The 22,959-nt window shown below is 75.2% G+C and carries 21 protein-coding genes; 12 read left to right on the top strand and 9 right to left on the bottom strand.

All coding sequences use genetic code 11. The features are described 5' to 3' along the window. Positions 1–3: 3 nt before the first annotated feature. On the bottom strand, positions 4–981 hold the full coding sequence (locus ACFVU7_RS43065) for a right-handed parallel beta-helix repeat-containing protein (RefSeq protein ID WP_388051938.1): 978 nt from the start codon (positions 979–981) through the stop codon (positions 4–6). A 199-nt stretch (positions 982–1,180) separates the two neighbouring features. Here ACFVU7_RS43065 and ACFVU7_RS43060 point away from each other — a divergent pair, with 199 nt between their 5' ends. Continuing rightward, the gene (locus ACFVU7_RS43060; RefSeq protein ID WP_117492909.1) at positions 1,181–1,600 is read left to right on the top strand and encodes a DUF3592 domain-containing protein; all 420 of its coding nucleotides are present in this window, start codon (positions 1,181–1,183) and stop codon (positions 1,598–1,600) included. Positions 1,601–1,659: 59 nt separating this feature from the next. Here the strand turns inward: ACFVU7_RS43060 and ACFVU7_RS43055 are convergent, their stop codons facing one another. Further along, positions 1,660–2,340, bottom strand: coding sequence for a GPP34 family phosphoprotein (locus ACFVU7_RS43055; protein ID WP_388051935.1), 681 nt, complete (start codon positions 2,338–2,340; stop codon positions 1,660–1,662). A gap of 57 nt (positions 2,341–2,397) precedes the next feature. Next, positions 2,398–2,895 carry a Clp protease N-terminal domain-containing protein gene (locus tag ACFVU7_RS43050; protein WP_388051932.1) on the bottom strand — a complete coding sequence of 166 codons (498 nt, stop codon included), beginning with the start codon at positions 2,893–2,895 and terminating at the stop codon, positions 2,398–2,400. Positions 2,896–3,159: 264 nt separating this feature from the next. Here ACFVU7_RS43050 and ACFVU7_RS43045 point away from each other — a divergent pair, with 264 nt between their 5' ends. The 3 genes from ACFVU7_RS43045 (at position 3,160) to ACFVU7_RS43035 (ending at position 5,326) form a co-directional block, all read left to right on the top strand. Further along, on the top strand, positions 3,160–4,143 hold the full coding sequence (locus tag ACFVU7_RS43045; RefSeq protein ID WP_388051929.1) for a S1C family serine protease: 984 nt from the start codon (positions 3,160–3,162) through the stop codon (positions 4,141–4,143). A gap of 356 nt (positions 4,144–4,499) precedes the next feature. Continuing rightward, positions 4,500–4,868 (top strand): RNHCP domain-containing protein, encoded by a 369-nt coding sequence (locus ACFVU7_RS43040; protein WP_380777866.1) that lies wholly within the window; start codon positions 4,500–4,502, stop codon positions 4,866–4,868. A gap of 29 nt (positions 4,869–4,897) precedes the next feature. Then, positions 4,898–5,326, top strand: coding sequence for an RNHCP domain-containing protein (locus ACFVU7_RS43035; protein ID WP_074005737.1), 429 nt, complete (start codon positions 4,898–4,900; stop codon positions 5,324–5,326). A 246-nt stretch (positions 5,327–5,572) separates the two neighbouring features. On the opposite strand, the gene ACFVU7_RS43030 is transcribed toward ACFVU7_RS43035, so the two are convergent. Then, on the bottom strand, positions 5,573–5,989 hold the full coding sequence (locus ACFVU7_RS43030) for a hypothetical protein (protein ID WP_143204713.1): 417 nt from the start codon (positions 5,987–5,989) through the stop codon (positions 5,573–5,575). 6 nt (positions 5,990–5,995) lie between these two features. Beyond that, the gene (locus tag ACFVU7_RS43025; RefSeq protein ID WP_074005738.1) at positions 5,996–6,550 is read right to left on the bottom strand and encodes a universal stress protein; all 555 of its coding nucleotides are present in this window, start codon (positions 6,548–6,550) and stop codon (positions 5,996–5,998) included. Positions 6,551–6,832: 282 nt separating this feature from the next. Between ACFVU7_RS43025 and ACFVU7_RS43020 the strand changes: the two genes are divergently transcribed. From ACFVU7_RS43020 to ACFVU7_RS43010, 3 genes are all read left to right on the top strand, one after another. Continuing rightward, a complete protein-coding gene (locus ACFVU7_RS43020) occupies positions 6,833–8,623 on the top strand; it encodes an oleate hydratase (RefSeq protein WP_375875706.1) in 1,791 nt (596 codons plus the stop codon). 114 nt (positions 8,624–8,737) lie between these two features. Continuing rightward, positions 8,738–9,085, top strand: coding sequence for a GntR family transcriptional regulator (locus ACFVU7_RS43015; protein WP_074005740.1), 348 nt, complete (start codon positions 8,738–8,740; stop codon positions 9,083–9,085). Continuing rightward, positions 9,082–10,107 carry a DUF1648 domain-containing protein gene (locus tag ACFVU7_RS43010; protein ID WP_388051924.1) on the top strand — a complete coding sequence of 342 codons (1,026 nt, stop codon included), beginning with the start codon at positions 9,082–9,084 and terminating at the stop codon, positions 10,105–10,107. The genes ACFVU7_RS43015 and ACFVU7_RS43010 overlap by 4 nt, the downstream gene beginning before the upstream one ends. Positions 10,108–10,201: 94 nt before the next feature. On the opposite strand, the gene ACFVU7_RS43005 is transcribed toward ACFVU7_RS43010, so the two are convergent. Beyond that, positions 10,202–13,000 carry a hypothetical protein gene (locus ACFVU7_RS43005; protein ID WP_388051921.1) on the bottom strand — a complete coding sequence of 933 codons (2,799 nt, stop codon included), beginning with the start codon at positions 12,998–13,000 and terminating at the stop codon, positions 10,202–10,204. A gap of 444 nt (positions 13,001–13,444) precedes the next feature. On the opposite strand from ACFVU7_RS43005, the gene ACFVU7_RS43000 reads away from it, so the two are divergent. Together ACFVU7_RS43000 and ACFVU7_RS42995 are read left to right on the top strand one after the other, a co-directional pair. Continuing rightward, the gene (locus ACFVU7_RS43000) at positions 13,445–14,194 is read left to right on the top strand and encodes a hypothetical protein (RefSeq protein WP_387974018.1); all 750 of its coding nucleotides are present in this window, start codon (positions 13,445–13,447) and stop codon (positions 14,192–14,194) included. 99 nt (positions 14,195–14,293) lie between these two features. Continuing rightward, entirely contained in the window at positions 14,294–15,133 is an 840-nt protein-coding gene (locus tag ACFVU7_RS42995; RefSeq protein WP_074005743.1) for an SAM-dependent methyltransferase, read from the top strand. Positions 15,134–15,155: 22 nt separating this feature from the next. On the opposite strand, the gene ACFVU7_RS42990 is transcribed toward ACFVU7_RS42995, so the two are convergent. Then, complete coding sequence (locus ACFVU7_RS42990) at positions 15,156–15,815, bottom strand: response regulator transcription factor (protein ID WP_049658752.1); 660 nt, start codon at positions 15,813–15,815, stop codon at positions 15,156–15,158. 50 nt (positions 15,816–15,865) lie between these two features. Further along, positions 15,866–17,107, bottom strand: a complete 1,242-nt coding sequence (locus ACFVU7_RS42985) for a sensor histidine kinase (protein ID WP_388051918.1) — start codon at positions 17,105–17,107, stop codon at positions 15,866–15,868. 126 nt (positions 17,108–17,233) lie between these two features. On the opposite strand from ACFVU7_RS42985, the gene ACFVU7_RS42980 reads away from it, so the two are divergent. Together ACFVU7_RS42980 and ACFVU7_RS42975 are read left to right on the top strand one after the other, a co-directional pair. Further along, the gene (locus ACFVU7_RS42980) at positions 17,234–18,157 is read left to right on the top strand and encodes an ATP-binding cassette domain-containing protein (RefSeq protein ID WP_388051915.1); all 924 of its coding nucleotides are present in this window, start codon (positions 17,234–17,236) and stop codon (positions 18,155–18,157) included. Continuing rightward, a complete protein-coding gene (locus ACFVU7_RS42975; protein WP_388051912.1) occupies positions 18,154–19,050 on the top strand; it encodes an ABC transporter permease subunit in 897 nt (298 codons plus the stop codon). Before ACFVU7_RS42980 ends, ACFVU7_RS42975 begins: the two co-directional genes overlap by 4 nt. A gap of 93 nt (positions 19,051–19,143) precedes the next feature. On the opposite strand, the gene ACFVU7_RS42970 is transcribed toward ACFVU7_RS42975, so the two are convergent. Continuing rightward, complete coding sequence (locus ACFVU7_RS42970) at positions 19,144–20,619, bottom strand: MFS transporter (protein WP_053112161.1); 1,476 nt, start codon at positions 20,617–20,619, stop codon at positions 19,144–19,146. 264 nt (positions 20,620–20,883) lie between these two features. Between ACFVU7_RS42970 and ACFVU7_RS42965 the strand changes: the two genes are divergently transcribed. Next, positions 20,884–22,950, top strand: coding sequence for an MDR family MFS transporter (locus ACFVU7_RS42965; protein ID WP_375875713.1), 2,067 nt, complete (start codon positions 20,884–20,886; stop codon positions 22,948–22,950). Positions 22,951–22,959: the final 9 nt, after the last annotated feature.

Raw genomic sequence — 22,959 nt, 5'->3', positions numbered from 1 at the left:
GCCTCAGCCCACCGGGATGCCGGGGTTCACCAGCCCCCGGCCCCCGGTGACGGTGTTGCCCGCGCCGATCGTCACCGTGCAGTTCGCCGCGTCGTAGTCGGTCACGTCGATCGCGTAGCGGTCCGGGCCGGTGGCGCCGGTGAGGTCGGAGCGGTTGCCCCGGAAGACGGTGCCGCAGCCCCAGCCCGGCCGGACGCTGTGGACCTGGTAGCCGTCGTCGGTGGTGCGCCGGCCGGTGTTGTTCTCGATGACGTAGCCGTTGCCCTTCACGTCGACCCAGGAGTCGTCGTAGTTGCGCCCGGTGAGGCCGTCGCCGTCGAAGGTGTTGCCGGAGACGAGGCCGCCGACGGTGCCCTCCTTGAGGTCGACGTTCTCGGCGCCGATGTTCGGGCCGAAGGTGTTCCCGGTGATCCGCACGTAGTCGCTGTGGTCGCTCAGGGTGTTGGCGGTGCCGACGTAGACGCCCTCGCCCATGCCGTCCCGGCTGAGGCCGGTGTCGTGGATGCGCGAGCCGCGCAGCGTGCCGTGGGCGCTGGAGTTGCGGAAGTGCACGCCCTCCATGGTGGTGTGGTGGACCGTCACGTCGTCGAGGACGACGTAGTCGGCGGAGTCGGCCATGATGCCCTTCTGGGCCCCGGTGACGGTCAGCCCCTGGACGGTCCAGTAGCTCGCGCCGTCGAGGTGGAGGCCGTAGCCGCCGCCGGTGGGGGTGGTGAGGACGGCCTTCGCCGAGCCGGTGAGGGTGATCCGGGCAACGGCGGTGCCGGGGGTGGTGGCCTTGAAGGTGCCGGTGTAGGTGCCGTCGGCGAGCTGGATGGTCTGGCCGGGCGTGGCGGCGGCGAGCGCGCTCTGGAGCTGCTTGGCGGTGCCGACCTTGACCACGGCCGCCGGGGCGGCGGAGTCGGTGGCCACGGCCGCGGGGGCGGCGCTGCCGAGGGTGAGGACGGTGAGCGCGGCGAGGAGAACGGGGCGCCTGGTCACGGACGGTGCTCCTTGCGGTGGTCGGGGCCGGCCGGAGGACGGGGCCGGTGGCGACAGGAACATGCCGTCGCCCAGAGTGGACTGGACCATTCCGAGGCGTCAAGAGTGCCTCCCCGCGCGATACTGGAGCCCTGGGGGAGCCCCGGACAGGGTCGGTCAAGGTCAGTCGGGGTCGGACGGGTCGGAGAGGGAGGCGGCGATGGGCGGCGGTACGGCCGGGTTCGCCGTGGTGGTGTTCGGTGCGCTGGGCGGCGTGGTCGCCTACCTCGCCGGGGTGGTCGGCCTGCGCGAACTGCGGCGGCTGCGCCGGGTCGGCGTCCCCGTGCGGGCGCTGGTGCGCGAGCGCGCCGCGGCGCCGGAGGACCGCGCGCTGCCGCCGCGGCCACTGCTCCAGTTCGAGACCGAGGACGGCCGGGTGGTCGAGGTCTTCTCCCCCGTCCCCTCCACCGCCCGCCACCCGCTGCCGGACGGCGGCTTCGTCCCGGTCCGCTACGACCCGGCGGACCCGCGGCAGGTGCTGGTGGACGGGCGGGAGCGCGCGGGGCTGGAGTACGGGTTCCTCGCGCTCGGGGTGCTGGTGGTGCTCGGCTCGATCACCCTCGGCGCCGCGGTGCTCTGAGCGGTACGACGCACTCGGGCGGGCGGGCCGCGCCCGGCCCGCCGGCCCGCCCGACGCGCTCAGACGGTGGCCGCGGTGGTCGCCGCCACGGTGGTCGCGATGGTGACGGCGGCCATGGTGAGCTGCACGGCCCGGATCGCCTCGCGGACGGAATCGGCCGCCCCGTCACCGGCGGCGATCTCGGCGAAGCGCGGCTCGACCTGCTTGCGGGGCAGCTCGGGGAAGGCCAGCCCGTGCAGCCGGGAGCCGTGCAGCAGGGCCACCAGGGCGGCGGTGCGCGGGTCCGGTTCGGCGCCGTCCAGCACCACCGCGGCCAGCCGCGCGCGCAGTTCGCGCTCCGCGCCGCCGTCCGCCTCCGGGTAGCGGCGGACCGGGAAGATGCCCAGCGCGCGGCGGCGCTCCTCGACCACCAGGCCGCGCTCGCACAGCCGCGCGACGGTGTCGGCGACCACCGTCGACCGGTCCCTGGTCAGCCAGTCGGCCGCCTTGGCCTTGCCGGAGCGGCGTCCGGCGGCCCACTCGTCGAGGCGGGCCAGCCGGCCGTCCACCAGCGGTTCGCCGGTCGGGGTGCGGTCGGTGACGGTGAGCCGGCCCTCCTCGATCGCGACCCGCTCGGCCAGCACCAGCTCGGCCAGGATGCCGCCCGCGGCGGCCCAGGCGGCGGTGGCGGCGTCCTTCGCCACGCCGGACTCGTCGTCCAGCGAGAGCAGCATCAGCTCCTCGGCGAGGGTGACGTGCATCGGGGTGTCCCTTCTTCTCGGCTTGTCGCGGCCACGCGGGCCCCAGGCGCGTAGCCCTCAGCCCCGCAGGGCGTCGACCAGGCGTCGGGCCCGGGTGTCCTCCTCCATCAACGCCCGGAGCAACCGATCAGTGCCCTGACCTGCGACGTCGGCCAGGTAGGCCTCCACCGAGCGCGGGTCGGCGGGCAGCGTCACCTCGCCGGAGTCGAGCGCGGCGTGCGCCCTGACGTAGTCGAGACCGAGACCGGCGAGCAGTTCGCCGGCGCCGTCCTCCTCCACCGGCCGCGGCTCGTGGCGGGCCACCTCGTGCACGGCCAGCAGGGCGAGCAGGACGTGCTCGGTGCCGGGCGTACGGCGTCCGAGGCGCTCGGCCTGGGCGTCGGCCTCCGGCCGGATCCAGGCCGCCGGACCGGACGGGCCCGGCTGCAGCAGGCGCTTCCAGCGCGGGGCCGGGTGGGCGCGGCGGGCCAGCAGCGCCTCCCGGGTGGGGCGCAGCAGCGGGTCGAGGGCACCCGGCGCGGCCGGGTCGCCCGCCGAGACCGGTGAATCCGGCAAGTCCGGCGAATCCGGTGATTTCAGCGAGTTCGGTGAGACCGGCGAGTCCCGCCGGTCAGGCTCCGGCACGGTCGTTTCCATCGGCCCTCCCACGACTGCGGCTTTACTCGGACTATACGCTCGCTTTTCCTTCTCTTGGGTCTTTTCCGCACGTCAAGAAAGCGTCAGGACGGCGCCGGCGGCGGGCCCGGAAGACCGGGCGCCCCACCGTTGTTGCCATCTGGTGCCATCGTGAGAACCGCGCCCGCGAGAGGGGTGAGCACCATGGCCGACACGCTCCCCGGGCCGGGCCTGGTCCCCGAGGCGGAGGCGCCGCTGGACGCCTACTCCCGGGTCGTCACCTCCGTCGCCGCCGCGCTGACCCCGCGGGTCGCCGCGCTCCAGGTGCCCCGGCGCGGCCGGGGCGGCTGGTTCAGCACCGCGCTCGGCTCGGCGGTGGTCTTCACCGAGGACGGGTTCCTGCTCACCAACGCCCATGTGGTCGGCCACGCCGACGCCGGGACGCTGGCCTTCGCCGACGGCACCACCTCCCCCTTCCACACCATCGGCGCCGACCCGCTCTCCGACCTGGCCGTGCTGCGCGCCGACGGGCCCACCCCGTCGCCGGTGACGCTCGGCGAGGCGACCGGTCTGCGGGTCGGGCAGCTGGTCGTGGCCGTCGGCAACCCGCTGGGCCTGGCCGGGTCGGTCACGGCGGGCGTGGTCAGCGCGCTGGGCCGCTCGATCCCGGCCCGCTCCGGCAGCGCGGTGCGGGTCATCGACAACGTGATCCAGACCGACGCCGCGCTCAACCCGGGCAACTCCGGCGGCGCGCTGGCCACCGCGGACGGCCGGGTGGTCGGCATCACCACGGCGGTGGCCGGGAACGGGCTCGGCCTGGCCGTCCCGATCGACGCCACCAGCCGCCGGATCATCGCGGCCCTGCTCGCCGACGGCCGGATCCGCCGCGCCTACCTCGGCCTCGCCGGGGTGCCCGCGCCCCTGCCGCCCGCCCTGCGCCACCGCAGCGGGCAGCGCACCGGCCTGCGGATCGTCGAGGTGGTGCCCGGCGCGCCCGCCGACCGCGCCGGGCTGCACGAGGGCGACCTGCTGCTCACCGCCGCCGGCGAGCCGATGGGCAGCGCCCAGGCGCTCCAGCGCCTGATGCTGGCGGACGCGATCGGCCGCCCGCTCCCGCTCACCGTCCTGCGCGGCGAGGCCCTGGTCGACGTGCTCGCCGTCCCGGCGGAGCTGCCCGCCGACGACTGACCGGGAGCCCGGACCGTCGGCAGGGCCGGGGCCGGGACCGAGCGCCGACGGCATCCTGGTCGCCTCCATACCGACATCGTGCGCGCCCTTATGTCCGGCGCCGCGACGAGGGCCGGAGCGGGGAGAAAACCGTTGGCGCCCGGGCGACCGGCGTGATTAGGCTGACGCCGTTCCGTACCGATCGACCCGGGCTGCCGCCCGACCGGAGAGGGTGTCTTGATGTCCCGGATCGCGCCGAGTGCGCCTCGCCACCGTCCGACGACCACCGTCTGACGAGCATCGCCTGACGACCAGTCGAGGCCGCTCGGCCTGCTCTTGCTGCCACTGCACGAACCCCCCAGCAAGGAGCACCCCGGGTGTCCAGCACCTCCAGCACTCCCCCCGTTCTGAAGACCTCCACCTTCGCCTGCACCTGGTGCGGTCTGACCGTCTCCACCTACGCCGCCGACGGCACGCGGCGCAACCACTGCCCGTCCTGCCTGCACTCCCAGCACGTCCTCGACCACGTCGAGGGCGGGCCGAGCGACTGCCTGGGCCGGATGTCGCCGATCGCCATCGCCGTGCTGCGCACCGGCGACTGGACGGTCGTCCACCGGTGCGTGCGCTGCGACGAGCTGACGTCCACCCCGGTCTGCACGGACGACAACCAGCTCGTCCTGATGCGGATGGCCGTCCGTCCGCTCGCCCAACCGCCGTTCCCGCTCGAAGCGTTCGGCACCCTCTGAAGCGCGCCCGGAAGAGGGAGGACCGAACCATGCCACGACGCAAGAACACCGGCGGCGGGGGTCGGCGGGACCGCCGCCCGCAGCGGTACAAGGACGTCCTGCACGGGCAGGGCGGGCACCGGGCGCACGCCTTCCGCTGCGTGGACTGCCGGTTGGACGTCCCGCTGGACGCCCCCGGCACCGCCCACCGCAACCACTGTCCGAACTGCCTGGCCAGCCGTCATGTCGACGGCCGGACACCCGGCGACCGGGCGGCGGGCTGCGGCGGCCGGATGACGGTGCTGAGCCTGTCGGTCCGCGCCGACGGCGAGTGGATGATCATCCACCAGTGCCTGTCCTGCGGCGAGTTGAGCGCCAACCGGATCGCCGGGGACGACAACGCCCTGGCCCTGGTCCGGCTCGCGCTCAAACCCTTGCGGGACACCACCGTGGCGCACCGCACGATGCTCACGCTGTAGGCGCGCGTCCCCCGCGCGCCCCCACGCGTCCCCGTGTCTCCGACCGGGACGCGCCTGTGACCGGGGCGCGCGGGGCGGTCGCGGCGGGCCCGTCCGTACGGGCGGGCCCGCTGTCCGAACCGTCGACCGCTCCGCGCGCCCGGCCACCTGTCCCCACCGGTTCACCGGGGGGCTCCGGATACCGGCCGGAGCCCCGGTTCCTCGGCGCGGTCCGTCCGTACGGGCGGACCGTTCACAGGCCGCGCCTCAGACCGGGCGGTCCGGGCGCAGCAGCGCCACCCGCACCGAGCGGCGCGGGAGGGCGGCGGGCAGGGCGGCCAGCAGGGCGGCGGCGGTGAACACCGCGTAGTGCCCGGCCTCCACCCACGGTCCCGCCCAGCCGAGTTCGCCGTGGTGGTGCTCGGCGAAGGCGTTGCGGCAGAGCCAGGCGGCCAGGCCGATCAGCGGCGCGGCCGCCGGCCGGGAGCGGCGGCCGACCAGGGCGCACAGCGCCAGGTAGCCGACGTACGGCAGCGGGCCCGAGTGCAGTTCGCCGAGGACGCCGAGCACCAGCGCCACTCCGCCGCCCGCGAGCAGCGCCACGCTGCCCGCGGTGCCGGCCGACAGCCGCTCCAGCACGGGGTGGTAGCGGGTGCCGCCGGGGCGGGCCGAGTACATCCGCACCGCGGACTACCGCTCCGCCGCGAGGAGTTCGGGCGCGGGCCCGACCGGCAGGTGCCAGCGGGTGCGGCGGTGCAGGGCCTCCAGGTCGTGCAGCAGCTCGGGGGCCGGGACGGTGAGCACCGGGCAGCCGGCCCGCCGGGCGCAGTACGCGGGCACCGCGCGCCGCAGCCGGCGGCGCAGCGGGCCGCCGCTGTGGCCGAGGACCAGCAGGTCGTCCGGCCGGTCGGCGATGTGCAGCAGGGCCGGGCCGGTGTCGCCGCGGACCAGCACCGGGCGCATCGGCACGCCGGGGTCGGCGCCGCCGAAGGCCGCGTCGAGGGCGTCCCGCAGCCGCTGGTCGGCGGCCTCCCGGACGGCGGCGAGCAGCGGCGGGCAGGGCGAGCGCCGGTAGCCGTGTTCGCCGCCGGGGGGCTCCCAGGCGAGCACCGGCACCAGGACGGCGCCGCGGTCGCGGGCCTCGGCGGCGCCGCGGTGCAGTGCGGCCAGGCTCCCCAGCGAGCCGCTGACCCCGACCACCACCCTGGGTGCCGCGCCGTCCTCGTGCCGCCCGTTGCCGTGCATGTTCCGTCCTCGTGTGGTCGTGTTCTCCGTCGTCGTCCAGCCAACCGCCGCGCCGGGGCTGACCTGCGCTCCTTGACGGCTTCCTGACGTCCCGGAGGGCGTTCCCAACGCGCTCCATACGCGGCCCGCCGGGTTCCCGCGCCGCCGGGACCACCCGCGTCTCACCCGTTCGGCCTACTCAGCGGGCGAAGATCACCGCCGGATGGGTGGATGGAGACGGCCCGCCGGGATTCGGCATGCCCGCCGGGCGGTTCGATGTCGAACGTTCTAGGGAGCACGGGCTTGTACTACAGCAGCGGCAACTACGAGGCGTTCGCCCGGCCGAGGAAGCCCGAGGGGGCCGACCGCAAGCGGGCCTGGTTCGTCGGGTCGGGGCTCGCCGCGCTGGCGGGGGCGGCGTTCCTGGTCCGGGACGGCCAGGTGCCCGGCGAGCGGATCACGGTCCTGGAGCGGCTGAAGCTGGCCGGCGGCGCGCTGGACGGGATCGAGGTGCCCGAGAAGGGCTTCGTGGTCCGCGGCGGGCGCGAGCTGGAGGACCACATGGAGTGCCTGTGGGACCTCTTCCGCTCGGTGCCCTCGCTGGAGGTCGAGGGCGCCTCCGTCCTCGACGAGTTCTACTGGCTCAACAAGGACGATCCCAACTTCTCGCTCCAGCGGGTCACCGAGCGGCGGGGCCAGGACGCGCGCACCGACGGCCTGTTCGCGCTCGACGACAAGGCGCAGAAGGACCTGGTCCGGGTCTTCCTCGCGACCCGGGAGGAGCTGGAGGGCAAGCGGATCGACGAGGTCTTCTCGCGGAACTTCCTGGACAGCAACTTCTGGCTGTACTGGCGCACCATGTTCGCCTTCGAGGAGTGGCACGGGGCGCTGGAGATGAAGCTCTACCTGCACCGCTTCATCCACCACATCGGCGGCCTGCCGGACCTGTCCGCGCTGAAGTTCACCAAGTACAACCAGTACGAGTCGATGGTCCTGCCGCTGACCCGCTGGCTGACGGACCAGGGCGTGCGGTTCCGCTACGAGGTCGAGGTCACCGACATCGACTTCGACCTCGCCCCCGGCAGCGACGGCTCCCCCGGCCGCAAGCAGGCCACCCGGATCCACTGGCGGGAGGCCGGCCGGGAGGGCGGGGTGGACCTCGGCCCGGACGACCTGGTGTTCACCACCATCGGCTCGCTCACCGAGAACTCCGACGACGGCGACCAGCACACCCCGGCCCGGCTGGACGAGGGCCCCGCCCCGGCCTGGGACCTGTGGCGCCGGATCGCCGCCAAGGACCCGGCCTTCGGCCGCCCCGAGGTGTTCTGCGGCAACATCCCGGAGAGCAAGTGGGAGTCGGCGACCGTCACCACCCTGGACCCGCGCATCCCGCGCTACATCCAGAAGGTCGCCCGGCGCGACCCGTTCGGCGGCGGGGTGGTCACCGGCGGCATCGTCACCGCCCGGGACTCCTCCTGGCTGCTGAGCTGGACGGTCAACCGCCAGCCGCACTTCAAGCAGCAGCCCGCCGACCGGATCGTGGTCTGGGTCTACTCGCTGTTCGTCGACCGACCCGGCGACTTCGTGAAGAAGCCGATGCAGGACTGCACGGGTGAGGAGATCACCCAGGAGTGGCTGTACCACCTGGGCGTCCCGGTCGGCGAGATCCCCGACCTGGCCGCGAACGCCGCCCGCTGCGTGCCGGTGATGATGCCGTACGTGACGTCCTTCTTCCTGCCCCGGCACGCGGGCGACCGGCCGGACGTGGTGCCGGAGGGCGCCGTCAACTTCGCCTTCATCGGCCAGTTCGCGGAGACCACCCGGGACTGCATCTTCACCACCGAGTACTCCGTGCGCACCGGCATGGAGGCCGTCTACCGGCTGCTCGACGTCGAGCGCGGCGTGCCCGAGGTGTTCAACTCCACCTACGACGTGCGCAAGCTGCTCGCCGCCACCACCCGGCTCCGGGACGGCGCCGAACTCGACCTGCCCGGGCCGGAGTTCCTGCGCAAGCGGCTGCTGCGCCGGCTGGAGGCCACCGAGATCGGCGAGCTGATGCAGGAGTTCGGGCTGATCGAGGACGAGCGGAGGTAGCCGGAGCGCACTGACGGCGGTGGGGGCAGGTCCCGGGACCCGCCCCCACCGCTGCCCGTTCCGCCGTCCCGGGCCATGGCACCAGACGTGAATGGTGCTATCGTCACTAGCACCATGTTGCTGAAGCTGGACATCGGGGACACCCGACCACTGCACGAACAGGTCGCCGGCGCGATCAGACGAGCCGTCGCCGAGGGCGAGTGCGCCCCCGGGGACAAGCTGCCCCCGGCCCGGGAGCTCTCCCGGGCCCTGGGGGTGAACACCAACACCGTCCTGCGCGGGCTGCGCACGCTGCGCGACGAGGGGGTGCTGGAGTTCCGCCGGGGCCGCGGCATCACGATCGCGACCGGCGCCGACACCCGCTCCGAACTGGTGGACCGGGTACGGCAGTTGGTCGAGGACGCGGCCCGGGCCGGCTACAGCAGGAACGATCTCGTGGACATGATCAGGGGGATGTCGTGACGGACTCGGGGAACACCACGGAACCGACCACGGAGCCGGCCGCCGCGCGGCCACCGGCACCCGGTGGCGCCGTCTGGGCCGCGGCGGCCTGGTCGGTCGGGGTGCTGGCGCTGCTGGTCGCCCTGCCGCTGGTGGCGCGCCACCGGCTGCCGGACCCACTGGCCACCCACTGGGGCGGGCGGGAACCGGACGGCTCGATGTCGCTGACGGCGGCCACGGTCTTCCCGGCCGCGTTCTGGGCGGTCCTGGTGCTGATCTCGGTGGTCCTGCGGCGGTACTGGGCCGGCCGGACGCCCGGGGCCGGGTCGGCGATGCTGGCGGCCGGCGGGGTGCTGCTGACGGGGGCGCAGGCCTCCATCGTGCACGCCAATCTGGACCGCGCCCGCTGGCAGGACGCCGCCCCGATGGGCATCGAGGTGGTCCTGATCCTGCTGGCCACCGGCCTCGCCGGGCTGCTGGCGGTGCTGGCGGGCCGGCGCTACGGCGGCCGTCCGGAGCGGCACCCGGCGGCCGGGGCACCGGCGCTGGAGGTGCCGCCGGGCGAGCAGGTCGTCTGGCTCTCCCAGGCCGCCAACCCGTGGCTGCAGCTGTCCGCCGCGGTGCTCGGGCTGCTCTCGGTGGCGGGGGTGCTGCTCACCGCGAGCGGGGTCGTCGACCTGGACTGGGTGCTGGTGCTGCCGCTCGCCGTCGGCGCCCTCGCGCTCCTCGGCTGCTCCTCGGTACGGACCCGGGTGACCGCCCGCGGCCTGACCGTCGGCTTCGGCCCGTTCGGGTGGCCCGCCCGCCGCTGGTCCCCCGCCGAGCTCGACTCCGCCCGTGCCGAGCGGCGCACCGCCGCGCAGTCGGGCGGCTGGGGCTACCGGATCAACGGGCTCGGCACCACCGTGATGGTGCGCCCGGGCGTCTGCCTGGTGGTCCGCACCCGTCGGGGCACGGACTTCGCGGTCAGCGTCGACGACGCCGAGCGCGGGGCCGCACTGCTCAACGCGCTGATCGCCCGCACCCGGCAGCCCACCGGCTGAATCGTTTCGGCAGCGGGGTACCCGGCGGTCCGGTCACCACGACCGGGCCGCCTCGCCGTTCCTACTCCCCTCGCCGCACTCACCCCCGCTCCCCTCAGGACTCCCCCGCGCGCAGTTCGGTGGCGATCTGCCGCCGTCCGGCGACCAGCGTCTCCAGCACCACCCCGAGGCAGGCCACCAGCGTCAGGCCCGCGGTGGGCAGCAGCACCGGCAGCGGCGCGGGATCGAGGGAGCCGCCCGTCCCGGCCCCGACCAGGGTCGAGAGGTCGAAGGCCGGCCCCAGCAGGACGGCCGCCAGCACCGCGACCCCGGCGCCGCCGGCGGAGGCCGCCAGGGTCCGCGGCAGCGCCTCGGCGATGATCAGCGCCAGCCCCTGCCGGGGCCGAAGGCCCATGGTGCGCAGCCGGGCGAGCACCGCCGTACGGTCGGGCGCGGCCCGCAGCAGCGTCAACAGGACGGCGAGGACGGCGAATCCGGCGCTGGCCGGGGCCGCGTACCAGAACAGCCGTCCGGCGGCCTGCTGCAACGGGTCGTCCGCGAGCTGCGCGGCGTACTCGCGGCTGCTGCCGACCCGGTAGGCGGGCGGCAGTCCGTGGCTGCCCCGGCCGGCCGCCGCGGCCTCGTCCGCGATCAGCTTGTCGAGGCCGGTCGGCTCGACCAGGCCCCGCTCCAGGAGGAGCGACCTGATCCGCCCGGGGTCGAGGCCGTCGCCGACGGCCAGCCACCCGGTCCACCGACCGAGTTCCGGCAGGCGCTCCACGGCGGGGCCGCTGGGCACCACGACGAACGGCTGCTCCGGCTCCGGCAGCGCCGGGGTCGCGGTGACGATCCCGGCGACGGTGGTGCGCAGTTCGCTCGCGGTGGACAGGTGCAGCGTCGGCGCTCCGGCGGCCAGGCGCGCGGCCAGGTCACGGCTGAACAGCGCGGGTACCGGGGTGTCCGGGCCGCCGGGGGTGCCGGCGAGCTTCGCCGGGTCGAACGCGCCGGCCCCGAGGGTGCGGGCGATCGCGGCGTACGCGGTCGGCTCGGCGACCACCAGGGTCACCTTGGTGTAGTCGTTGGGGCCGGCGCCGACGAACCGCGCACGCTGGTCCACCCGGACCGCGGTCGCGCTCCGGGCCTCCGGGAGTCCGCCCACGGCCTTGAGGAACGGGTCCGGCAGGGTCGCGTAGTCCGGGACGGAGACGGCGATGTCGCCGCCGGTCGCGACCCGTCCGGCGTGCAGCCTGCCGTGGTCCACGGAGGCGAGCAGGGTGGCGCCGAAGCCGGTCGCGGTGACGGCGATCAGCAGGGCGAGCAGCGGCAGCGCGGAGGGCCGGCGGCGCCCGGAGCCGTCCCGGGCGGCCCGGGCGAGGCCGAGGAAGCCGATCAGCCCTCGGCCGCGGCCGACGAGCGCGGCCAGCCGGCCGGTCGCCACCGGCTCGATCCGCGCCAGCAGCAGCCCGCCGGCGACGGCGAGCAGCAGCGGGGCGGCCACCAGCAGCGGGTCCACGCCCCGGCCGGAGTGGCCGACGCCGCGCCGGCGGACCTCGGCCACCGCCACGGCGGTGACGGCCAGCAGCGCGAGTTCGCCGACCACCCGGCGCCCGCGGCCGGTCGGCCGGGGGCGGTCCCACAGCAGGGCGGCGCGGGCCGGGAGGGCGAGCAGCGCGAGCAGGGTCGTGCCGAGGCCGGCCGCCACCGCGAGGCCCCAGCGCGGGGTGGGCAGCAGCACCAGGGCGAGCACCGCCCCGAGCGCGGCGGCGGGCAGCACGGTCACCGCGCCCTCGCCGAGCAGCCGCAGCAGCACCCCGCCGCGCGAGCCGCCGCGGGCCCGGAGCAGCCCGAGTTCGGCGGCGCGGCGGTCGGTGCCGAGCGCGGCGGCCAGGCAGAGCACCACCACGGCGACGCCCGCGACGCCGGCCGGCCCGATCGCGCTCAGCGCCATCGCGGCCCGGTAGCGCTCGGCCGCCCGGTCGAGGATGACGGGCAGCGTCGAGACGGTCCGCAGGTCGGCGCGCCCGGTCGCGTCGGCCAGGGCCGCGACGCCCGGCCCGGACACGAGGGGCAGGACGTCGGCGCGGGTCCGCTCCAGCCGGTCGGCGCGCAGCGGGGCCGGGTCCACGGCCACCCGCCAGAAGTTCTGGACGGACGTGCCCCAGCCGGTCAGCCCGGCCAGGCTGTCGCCGTCGACGAAGCCGGTGGCCCCCAGCCAGTTGCCGTGCTCCAGGTCGATGTTCAGGCAGGGGCGGTCCGGGCAGCCGAGGCCGGTCCAGAACGGGTCCAGCGGGTCGTTGACCCGGAACAGGCCGGTCACCACGGCGGTCCGCCGGCTGTCGGGGCCGGTGCTGCCGCTGTCGACGACGTCACCGACCTTGATGCCGACCAGTTCGGCGGCCGTCCGGCTGACCATCACCGGCAGCGGGGCTCCGGCGGTGGCGGGGCCCGGGCGGCTGCCCTCGGCCAGGGTGACCCGGTCGGCGAGGCCGGCCAGGTGGGCCAGGGAGAGCCTGGGCGGGGCGCTGTCGCTCACCCGGCGGTAGCCCGGGTTGAACATCGGGACGGAATCGGTCACGGAGCCGTGCGCCAGGCCCGCCGGGGACAGCGCGAGCTTCCCGCCGACCCGTTCGACGAGCTGCCGGTCGACGGCGTCGAGGTCGGCGGCGGTGTCGCTCGGCCGGGCCTTGGAGGAGAAGTGCAGGCTGGTCGCGTGGATGCCCTGCCGGTGCACGTAGTCCCGCAGCGCCGCGTCCGCGCCCCGGTCGGTGACGCGGGGGACGGCCACGGACAGCAGGACGGTGACGAACGCGAGGGCCGCCGTCAGCAGGGCGGTGCCCGGGTCGGCGCGCAGCCGGGTGCGGACCCAGTGCGCCGGGCGGTGGGCGGCCCCGGGGGTGCCGGCCTTGGCGGTCACGTCTCCTCCACGAGGCGCAGCAGGACGGCGGCCGCCGGAGGGGCCGCGGGTGGACGCGTCGTGCGCGCACCGCGCACGGATCACCGGCGACCGGTCGCCGGACGATGCTGTCAGATCCGATCACCGATCGGAAGGGAATGGTACAGATCGATCCAGGCTCGTCCAGGCACGGTTGGGGCTGGTGGGGGCCGCTGTCCCGCTCTCCGCGCGGGAGTTGAACCGTCGGGCCCTCCGGGTCCGTAGTGAATGGTCGTCCGGGGCGCCCCGGACGGTCATCGGGGGTCTAAACCGCTCAAATCGGTGGTGCTTCGAACGCCAATGCGGGTACACCAGTTGACGGTCGCTCAGGTGTGGGGCGGCGCCCGTCCGACGCCGCCCCACCCCGTCCCGCGCGGCCGGAGGACGAGCGGGCCCACGCGCCCGTGGAAAGGCAAGGAGGCGTCCGTGACTCACGACGTGCGCACGCAGAACTCCCCCGCTGTCCGGCGGAGCACCCAGGACGATCGGACCATCGCGATCCTGCGCCTCGGCGTCGGCCTGATCGGCATCCTGCTGCCGGTGGCCCTGCCGTTCGGCAACTGGCTGGCCGCCGAGCTGACGGGGCGCGGCACCGACGGCTTCTGGCCGAACTCGATGAGCGGCGCGTACTACACCGACACCCGGAACGTCTTCGTCGGCGCGCTGTGCGCCCTCGGGGTGTTCCTGATCTGCTACCGCTTCGACCGCCGGGACGACCGCTGGAGCACGGCGGCCGGGTTCTTCGCGCTCGGGGTCGCGCTCTGCCCGACGTACACCGGGGGCGGGTCCGGCCTCGACCGCACCGTCGGGGTGTTCCACCTGGTCTTCGCCGGCCTGCTGTTCGTCATGCTGGCGGTCTTCTGCCTCTACTCCTTCCGCAACCCCCGCTCCGCCCAGCCGGCCCGGGTGGGCACGGCGTACCTGGTGGCCGGGGTGGTGATCCTGGCCGCCCTGGCGCTCTCGCTGCTGGCCGGGGTGACGGGCGTCGGCTCCGACTGGCCGGTGCGGCCGCTGTACCTGGGCGAGTGGCTGGCCACCTGGGCCTTCGGCCTCGCCTGGACGGGCGCCGCCCTCGAACTCGCGGCGCACGGGCGGCGCGACGCCGACAGCGCCGTGGTCCCCCGCCAGCCGGGCGCCGACGCGCTCGACCCGAAGCACCCGGAGGCGCACGCCTGAGACCCTGTCATTCCCGTGCGGCGGGCGACCGTTACCATGCGCACCATGAACCGCCACCAGGGCGGTTGGTGACGGATGCCCAGCGGCGGGAGAACGAACATGGCGAACGAGGTCCGGGCAGAGCACGGTCCGCGCGAGGACTACCCGTCGGTGGACCTGCGGATGGACGTTCCGCACTCCGCCCGGGTCTACGACTACCTCATCGGCGGAAAGACCAACTTCGAGGCGGACCGGGTCGCGGCGCACGCCTCGGTGCGGGCCTGGCCGGCGCTGCCGACCTCGATGCGCACCACCCGCGAGTTCATGCAGCGCTCGGTGCGCAGACTCGCCGAGCAGTACGGCGTACGGCAGTTCCTCGACATCGGCACCGGCATCCCGACCTCGCCGAACGTGCACGAGGTCGCCCAGGCGGTCGACCCCGAGGCCCGGGTCGCCTACGTGGACAACGACCCGATCGTGCTGACCCACGCGCGGGCCCTGATGGACAGCACGCCCGAGGGCCGCACCTGTTACGTGGAGGCCGACTTCCGCGACCCGGAGTCGATCATCGGCAACCCCCGGCTGCGCGAGGTGCTCGACTTCTCGCAGCCGGTGGCGCTGTCGCTGATCGCGATCGTCCACTTCGTGCTGGACGAGGACGACCCGCAGGGCATCGTGCGCCGCTTCATGGACGCCCTGGCCCCCGGCAGCTTCCTCGCCCTGACGGTCTTCACCGGGGACACCGACCCGGTGGGCGTGGGCGGCGTCGGCCGTGAGTACAACGCGCGCGGCATCCCGCTCCAGATCCGCGACAAGGCCGAGACGGAGGCCTTCTTCGACGGCTACGAGCTGCTCGACCCGGGCGTCACGCTGGTGCACCACTGGCGGCCGGACGCCGGTGCCGCACCCGTCCGCGACCAGGACATCGCGATGTACGCGGGCGTGGCGATCAAGCGCTGAATCGTTTCTGCGGCGGGCCCGGTCAGCCGGACACCGAGACCAGGCCCGCCTCGTAGGCCAGGATGACCAGCTGCACCCGGTCCCGGGCGTCGAGCTTGGCCAGCAGCCGGGTCATGTAGGTCTTGACGGTCGCGATGCTGAGCACCAGTTCGGCGGCGATCTCGGTGTTGGACAGGCCCCGGCCGACCAGGGTCAGGATCTCGCGCTCGCGCCCGGTGATCGCCGCCAGCCGCCGCTCGGCTGCGACGGCGGCGGCAGCAGCGGTGACACCCCGGGCACCCGGCCCGGGCCCGCCGGTCCCCGACCGCGACGGGCGGCCCCCGACGAACGCCCCGATCAGCCGCCGGGTGACGCCCGGCGCGATCAGCGCGTCCCCGGCGGCGACCACCCGCACCGCGCCGAGGATGTCGTCCAGCGCCATGTCCTTGACCAGGAAGCCGGACGCCCCGGCGTGCAGCGCCGCGTACACGTGCTCGTCCTCGTCGAAGGTGGTGAGCACCACCACCCTGGTCGGCCCGCCGTCGGCGGTCACCAACCTGGTCGCCTCGATGCCGTCCATGCCGGGCATCCGGATGTCCATCACCACGACGTCCGGCCGCAGTTCGGCGGCCAGCCGGACGGCCTCCGCCCCGGTGCCTGCCTCGCCGACCACCTCGACGTCCGCCGTCTCCGCGATCACCATCTCCAGCGCGGCGCGCACCAGCGGCTGGTCGTCGACCAGCAGGACCCGGATCACGCGCCCACCTCCCCGGCCGACGAGCCCGACGAGCCCGGTACCGACGCCGATACCGTCACCGGCACCGGCAGCCGGGCGGCCACCCGGAAGCCGCCCCCGGGCAGCGGCCCGGCCTCGAACTCGCCGCGCAGCAGGGCGACCCGCTCCCGCAGCCCGGCCAGCCCGAACCCGCCGCCGGCCCCCCGGACCGGACCCAGGCCCCGCCCCCGGTCGGTGACCTCGACGGACAGCTCCCCCGCCGTCCGGTGGTCCACCGCCACCACACAGGCGTCGGTGTCCGCGTGCCGCACCACATTTGTGACCGACTCCTGGACGATCCGGAAGGCCGCGAGGTCCACCTCCGGCGGCAGCGGCCCCGGTTCGCCGCGCCGCCGCACCTCCACCCGCACCCCGGCCGCGGTGGTCGCCCCGGCCAGCCGGTCGAGGTCGGCCAGGCCCTGCGGCACCGGGGCCGAGGCCTCGCCGTCGGCCTCCCGCAGCGCGACCAGCATCCGGCGCAGCGCCGCCAGGGTGTCCCGCCCGGCCGCCTCGATCTCGCCCAGCGCCTGCTTGGCCCGCTCCGGCCGACGGTCGATCACCCGGCGGGCGGCGCCCGCCTGGAGGGCGACGATGCCGAGGCTGTGCGCGACGGTGTCGTGCATCTCGCGGGCGATCCGCAGCCGTTCGGCGGTGACCGCCTCCTCGGCCGCCCGGGCGCCGAGCGCCGCCGCGTGCTCCCGGTTCTGCCGTCCCGAGCGGCCGACCAGCCAGGCGACCAGCGCGAGCAGCGCGGCGCCGTCGGCCGAGCCGATGTGGGTGCCGGTGAAGATGCCCACCGTGTTGCCGTGCACCATGCCGATGTGCGCCACCAGGAGGGCCATCACCAGCGCGAAGGCGGCCCGCGAGGTGCGGCGCGGCCGGGTCGCGGTGATCAGGCAGAGCGCGACGTCCACGGCGAGCAGCGCGCCGGGCGGCACCTGGGCGCCGCCGGCCCACCCGTCGGTCTCGGTGAACGCGGCGATCAGCAGCAGGACGACGGAGAGCACCGGCAGCCGTCGCACCAGCGCCGCGCCCGCGAAGGCCACCACCGTGTCGGCCAGGGTGAACGCCCAGCCGCCGTGCGCGGCGGCGCCGGGGTGCTGCGAGGCGTCGCCGCCGAGCCGGACGGCGGGGTAGCCGGCGGCCACGCACCAGGCGAGGCCGACCCAGACCTCGGGCGGGACGCGCCGGAGCAGCGGCGGGGAGGGCGTCGGTGACATGGTCCGTGATCGTAACGACGGTCCGGCGAGGCCGTCATCCAGCCGTGGTTGTACGGCCGGGGGTGACGGGCACTGTCGACGCCGGTCCGATGCGGCCGGACGGGCCGGACGGGCACCGTGGAGCCCATGATCGAAGTCACCGAGCTGACGAAGCGCTACGGCCGCGGCCACCGCGTCCGCACCGCCGTCGACCGTCTCTCCTTCACCGTCCGGCCCGGCCGGGTCACCGGCTTCCTCGGCCCCAACGGCGCCGGCAAGTCCACCACCCTGCGGCTGGTCCTCGGTCTGAGCGCCCCCACCTCCGGCGCCGTCACCGTCGACGGCCGCCCCTTCCGCGGCAGGCCGCGCGGCCTGCGGCACGCCGGCGCGCTGCTCGACGCGGGCGACGCCCACGGCGGGCGGACCGGCCGGGCCCACCTGCGGGCGCTCGCCCGCACCAACGCGATCCCGGCCGCCCGGGTCGAGCAGGTGCTGCACGAGGTCGGGCTCGCCGAGGCGGGCGGGCGCCGGATCGGCGGCTACTCGCTGGGCATGAGGCAGCGGCTCGGCATCGCGGGCGCGCTGCTCGGCGACCCGCCGGTGCTGCTCTTCGACGAGCCGCTCAACGGGCTGGACCCGGAGGGCGTGCTCTGGGTGCGCGGGCTGTTCCGGCGGCTCGCCGCCGAGGGGCGCACCGTCTTCGTCTCCAGCCACATGATGGCCGAGATGGAGCACACCGCCGACCATCTGGTGGTGGTCGGGCGCGGCCGGCTGCTCGCCGACGAGAGCCTGTCCGCGTTCGCCGCCCGGGCCGGCCGGGGCACCGTCACCGTCCGGGCCGCCGAACCCGACCGGCTGGCAGCCGTGTTGACGGCGGCCGGCGCCACCGTGCGGCCCGGCCCGGACGGCGCCCTCGCGGTGACCGGCGTGGACGCCACCCGGATCGGCGAACTCGCCCTGGAGCACCGCCTGTTGCTGCACGCCCTGACCCCCAGGGGCGCCTCCCTGGAGGAGGCGTTCATGGACCTGACCGCCGACAGCGTCGAGTACCCCGCCGGAGAGCCCCGTTGAACACCTCCTCGAACACCCCGCTGGGCACCGTTCCCGCCGACACCCGCACCGACACCCGCACCGACCCCCGCACTGGCACCCGCGCCGCCGAGCCGCGCGCCCGGTTCGGCGACCTGCTGGCCGCCGAGTGGATCAAGTTCTGGTCGCTGCGCTCCGTCCCCTGGGTGCTCGGCCTCAGCGCCCTGGCGATCGTCGCCGCCGGCCTCAAGTCCGCGCTGTACACCCGCGACCACTACACGCCGGGCGAGGACGACCCGGTGATGATGGCGCAGGTGGCGCTGAACAACGCCTTCGGCGCCGCCTCCGCCGACATCCTGATGCTGGTCGCGGGCGGCCTCGGCGCGCTCGTCATCACGGGCGAGTACGCGACCGGGCTGATCCGCACCACCCTGGCCGCCGTGCCCGACCGCCGGGCGGTGCTCGCCGCCAAGGCCTGCGTGCTGGCCGCCGTCCTGTCCGGCTACGGCGTGCTCGCCGTCGGCGCCTCCTTCGGCATCAGCCAGGCGGTCCTGTCCGGGACCGGCATCGGGCAGTCCGTCACGGACCCGGCCGCGCTGCGGTACGTCGCGGCGGCGGTGCTGTTCGGCCCGGTCTGCGCCCTGGTCGGACTCGGCCTCGGCGCGCTGATCCGGCACAGCGCGGGGGCCGTGGTGGGCACCGTCGTGGTGCTGTTCTTCATCCCCTCGCTGGTCACCGAGCGCTACCGGTGGAGCGCCGACCTGCTGCACGCCCTGCCGCTGTCCGCCTGGCAGCGCCTGGCCCGGACCACCATGGTGGGCATGCGGCCGTCCGAGTACCCGGCCACCGTCACGGGGGCCTGGACCACCTACGCGGTGTGGGCGCTGGCCTCGGTCGCCGTCGCGGCGGCCGCCGTCCACCGCCGGGACCACTGACGGAAGCACTGACAGAAGCACTGGCGGGACCGCTGACGGCCGATCCGCGCGCCGGGCCGCCCTGCCGGCGCGCCACGGCCGCCCGGTGCGCTCCTACGGCCGGCCGCCCCGGCCCGAGGCCAGGTCGGCGACCGCCACCAGCAGCGCCGCCAGCACCAGCCCGGCCGCGACCGTCACACCCAACTGGAAGGCCAGCGACCAGTCCGGGCGGGGCCCCGCGGCATGGGCGAAGAACACCGAGCCGACGACGGCGATGCCCACCGCCGAGCCGACCCGCTGCGCGGTCTGCAGCACCCCGCCCGCGCTGCCCGCCCGGGCCACCGGCACCTGCTGGAGGGTCAGCGTCTGGTTCGGGGCGATCACCAGTCCGCTGCCCACCCCGGCGACCAGCAGCGGCAGCGCCGTCGTCCAGCCCACCCGGGGCCCCGACCACAGCTGCACCGCGAGCGCCGAGGCCAGCAGCCCGGCCAGCACCAGCACCAGCCCGGCCACCACCAGCCGCCGCCCCAGCCGGCTCACCAGGCGCCCGCCCACCGCCGCGGACACCCCCGAGCCGACCGCGAACGGCGTGATCGCCAGGCCCGCCGTCAGCGCCGAGTAGTGCAGGCCCGCCTGGAGGTAGAGCGTGAAGATGAAGAAGATCGCAGTGAACCCGGCGAAGTACACCAGCGACAGCAGCACCCCCGCCGCGTACGGCCGCACCGCGAACAGCGCCATGCTCACCAGCGGTTCGCGCCGCCGCCCGTAGTGCAGCTCCCAGCCGACGAAGGCGGCGAGCAGCACCGCCGCCAGCGGCAGCAGCAGCCAGCGGGTCGGGCCGTGCCACTGCTGCGCCTGGACGAACGGCAGCAGCAGCGAGACCGTACCGGCGCCGAGCAGCAGCACGCCGACCGGGTCGAAGTCCCGGTGCCCGGCCCGGTCGCCGGCGGGCGGGGGCGCGGGGAGCAGCCGGTAGGCGACGGGCAGCGCGGCCACGCCGATCGGCAGGTTGACCAGGAACACCCAGCGCCAGCCGTCCTGCGGGCCGACCACGTGGATCAGCAGCCCGCCGAGCAGCGGCCCGACGGCGGTGGACAGCCCGATGGTCGCGCCCAGCGCGCCGAAGGCCCGGCCGCGCTCGGGGCCCTGGAACAGCACCTGGATGAAGCCGGACACCTGCGGCACCAGCACCCCGCCGGCCGCGCCCTGGAACAGCCTGGCCAGCACCAGCCACTCCTGGCTCTGCGCCGCCCCGGCGAGCGCGCTGGCCACGGTGAACAGGGCGAGCCCGGCGAGGAAGACGGCCCGCCGGCTGCGCGCGTCGCCGAGCCGCCCGGAGGGCACCAGCACCAGGCCGAAGGCCAGCGCGTAGCCGCTGAGCACCCACTGCAGGCCGCTGTCGGACATGTGCAGCCCGGCCCGTACGGTCGGCAGCGCGACGTTGACGATGCTGACGTCCAGCAGGGTCATGAAGCCGGCGACCAGGCAGACCGCGAGCGCCCGCCAGCGACGGGCTGCGGCCCGGCCGCCCACGGCGGTGGCGCCGGGCTGCGCCGGGTGCGCGGTGCTGCGCGGGGGGTCGGCGTTCATGGGAGCCCCTTCCCGGGGGCCGGGGCGTCGTGGCACCCGGACGAACGTCGGTCGGCTTCGACCGGCTTCGAATCAGATTCGTTCGAATTCGCTCGGCTTCGTCCGGCTCATCGTCGCCCGGCCCGTCCGGGGCCGCCACCGGGACCGCCACCGGGTCACCGGCCGGGCCTCGGCCGGGAAGGCCGCCCGGGCCCTCGTCACCCGGCCTCACCCGGACGGCCGAACCGGATCGCGGCCACCGCCCGCACCCCGGAGGCTGACGGCATGACCGTCGCCACCGAGCCCCCGCCCTCCGCCCCTCCGGTGCTGGACGTCCGGCAGCGGAACGTCGTCTTCGCCACCATCGTGCTCGGCATGCTGCTGGCCGCCCTCGACCAGACCATCGTCGGCACCGCCCTGCCCACCATCGTCTCGGACCTCGGCGGGGCCGCGCACATGTCCTGGGTGGTGACGTCCTATCTGCTGGCCGAGACGGTGGCCACCGTCCTGGCCGGCAAGTTCGGCGACCTGTACGGGCGCAAGCTGCTGTTCCAGATCTCGGCGATCGTCTTCGTCGGCGGCTCGTTCCTGTGCGGGCTGTCCACCAACATGACCCTGCTGATCGCCTGGCGGGCCGTCCAGGGCCTCGGCGCGGGCGGCCTGATGGTCACCGCCATGGCCCTGATCGCGGACGTCATCCCGCTGCGCGAGCGCGGCAAGTACCAGGGCGCGATCGGCGCGGTGTTCGGCGTGGCCACGGTGATCGGGCCGCTGCTGGGCGGGCTGTTCACCGACCACCTGTCCTGGCGCTGGGCGTTCTACGTCAACGTACCGATCGCGGTCGTGGTGGTCGCCGCGGCCGCCCGGACCATCCCCTCGGTCCGCTCGGCGACCCGCCCGGTCGTCGACTACCTGGGCATCGTGCTGGTCGCGGTCGGCGCCGGCGCGCTGATCCTGGCGACCAGTTGGGGCGGCAACGAGTACCCCTGGGGCTCCGGGGTGATCATCGGCCTGTTCGTCGGCGGCGCGCTGGCGCTCGGCCTGTTCTGCTGGGTGGAGACCCGGGCCGTCGAACCCATGCTGCCGATGCGGCTGTTCCGCAACCCGGTGTTCACGGTCTGCTCGGTGCTCAGCTTCATCGTCGGCTTCGCCATGCTCGGCGCGCTGACCTTCCTGCCGACCTTCCTCCAGTACGTGGACGGCGACTCGGCGACCGTCTCCGGCGTCCGGACGCTGCCGATGGTGATCGGTCTGCTGATCGCCTCGGTCGGCAGCGGCAACGCCGTCAGCAAGACCGGGAAGTACCGGCTGTTCCCGATCGTCGGCACCGCGGTGATGGCCGTCGGCCTCTACCTGCTCTCCCGGCTGGAACCCGGCACCGGCACCGCGCTGGCCTCGCTCTACATGTTCGTGCTCGGCGCCGGCATCGGGCTGAGCATGCAGGTCCTCACCATCGCCGTGCAGAACACCGTCGACTACGCCGACCTCGGTACCGCCACCTCCGGGGTGACCTTCTTCCGCACCATCGGCAGCTCCTTCGGCACCGCCGTGTTCGGCACCATCTACGCCAACAGCCTGAAGACCGAACTCGCCCACGGGATCGGCACCGCCGCCCGGCTCACCGGCGCCGACCCGGCCGTGCTCGCCCACGCGGCGGAGAGCCCGCAGGGCCTGCACCGCCTGCCGGCCGACCAGGCCGCGCCGATCGTCCAGGCCTACTCCGACGCCCTGCACACCGTGTACCTGTGGACCATCCCGGTGGCCGTGGTCGGCTTCGTGGTGGCGCTCTTCCTCAAGCAGGTACAGCTGCGCGACACCGCCCGGGCGGGCTCCACCGACATGGGCGAGGGCTTCGCCCAGCCGACCACCGCCGACTCCGACCCGCACCTGGAGTACTCGGTCTGCAAGATCGTCCGCGGGGTCGACCTCGACACCGTCCGCACCATCGTCTCCGGCGCCGACACCCGGGTGGACCTCGCCGGGGCCTGGGCGCTGATGGAGGTGGCCGGCCACAAGAAGGCCGTCGGCCACGCCTCGCTCGACCTCATCGCCGCCCGCAAACGCGTCCCGCCCGAGGTCCTGGAACCGGTCTTCGACCGGATGGCCGCCGAGGGCTACCTCCGCCGCGACGGCGACCGCCTCTCCCCCACCGAGGCCGGCACCCACGAGGTCCGCACCCTCGCGGGCGCCTGGTCCGACTGGCTCAACGCCCGCCTCGACGCCGACGCCGGCCGCCCACGCAGCCCCCAGCTCAGGGCCGCCGCCGACACCATCGCCTGGCGCCTCCTGGTCGAGGACCTCGCCAACGGCCTCCCCGCCCACGCCCGCCCCAAGGACGACGCCAAGGTCTGACAGCAGGCC

Source organism: Kitasatospora sp. NPDC058046, from assembly GCF_042885595.1.
Taxonomy (GTDB): Bacteria; Actinomycetota; Actinomycetes; order Streptomycetales; family Streptomycetaceae; genus Kitasatospora.
The sequence above is the reverse complement of the archived record's forward strand: the minus strand, read 5'-3'. Positions and strand labels throughout refer to the sequence as shown.

What these genes read in the sequence shown, in the direction of transcription:
- ACFVU7_RS42970 (WP_053112161.1), bottom strand. Translation starts at nt 20,619, where the DNA reads ATGAACGCCGACCCCCCGCGCAGCACCGCGCACCCGGCGCAGCCCGGC.
- ACFVU7_RS42995 (WP_074005743.1), top strand. Translation starts at nt 14,294, where the DNA reads ATGGCGAACGAGGTCCGGGCAGAGCACGGTCCGCGCGAGGACTACCCG.
- ACFVU7_RS43055 (WP_388051935.1), bottom strand. Translation starts at nt 2,340, where the DNA reads ATGCACGTCACCCTCGCCGAGGAGCTGATGCTGCTCTCGCTGGACGAC.
- ACFVU7_RS43045 (WP_388051929.1), top strand. Translation starts at nt 3,160, where the DNA reads ATGGCCGACACGCTCCCCGGGCCGGGCCTGGTCCCCGAGGCGGAGGCG.
- ACFVU7_RS43015 (WP_074005740.1), top strand. Translation starts at nt 8,738, where the DNA reads ATGTTGCTGAAGCTGGACATCGGGGACACCCGACCACTGCACGAACAG.
- ACFVU7_RS42990 (WP_049658752.1), bottom strand. Translation starts at nt 15,815, where the DNA reads ATGGTGATCGCGGAGACGGCGGACGTCGAGGTGGTCGGCGAGGCAGGC.
- ACFVU7_RS42965 (WP_375875713.1), top strand. Translation starts at nt 20,884, where the DNA reads ATGACCGTCGCCACCGAGCCCCCGCCCTCCGCCCCTCCGGTGCTGGAC.
- ACFVU7_RS42985 (WP_388051918.1), bottom strand. Translation starts at nt 17,107, where the DNA reads ATGTCACCGACGCCCTCCCCGCCGCTGCTCCGGCGCGTCCCGCCCGAG.
- ACFVU7_RS43060 (WP_117492909.1), top strand. Translation starts at nt 1,181, where the DNA reads ATGGGCGGCGGTACGGCCGGGTTCGCCGTGGTGGTGTTCGGTGCGCTG.
- ACFVU7_RS42980 (WP_388051915.1), top strand. Translation starts at nt 17,234, where the DNA reads ATGATCGAAGTCACCGAGCTGACGAAGCGCTACGGCCGCGGCCACCGC.
- ACFVU7_RS43025 (WP_074005738.1), bottom strand. Translation starts at nt 6,550, where the DNA reads ATGCACGGCAACGGGCGGCACGAGGACGGCGCGGCACCCAGGGTGGTG.
- ACFVU7_RS43035 (WP_074005737.1), top strand. Translation starts at nt 4,898, where the DNA reads ATGCCACGACGCAAGAACACCGGCGGCGGGGGTCGGCGGGACCGCCGC.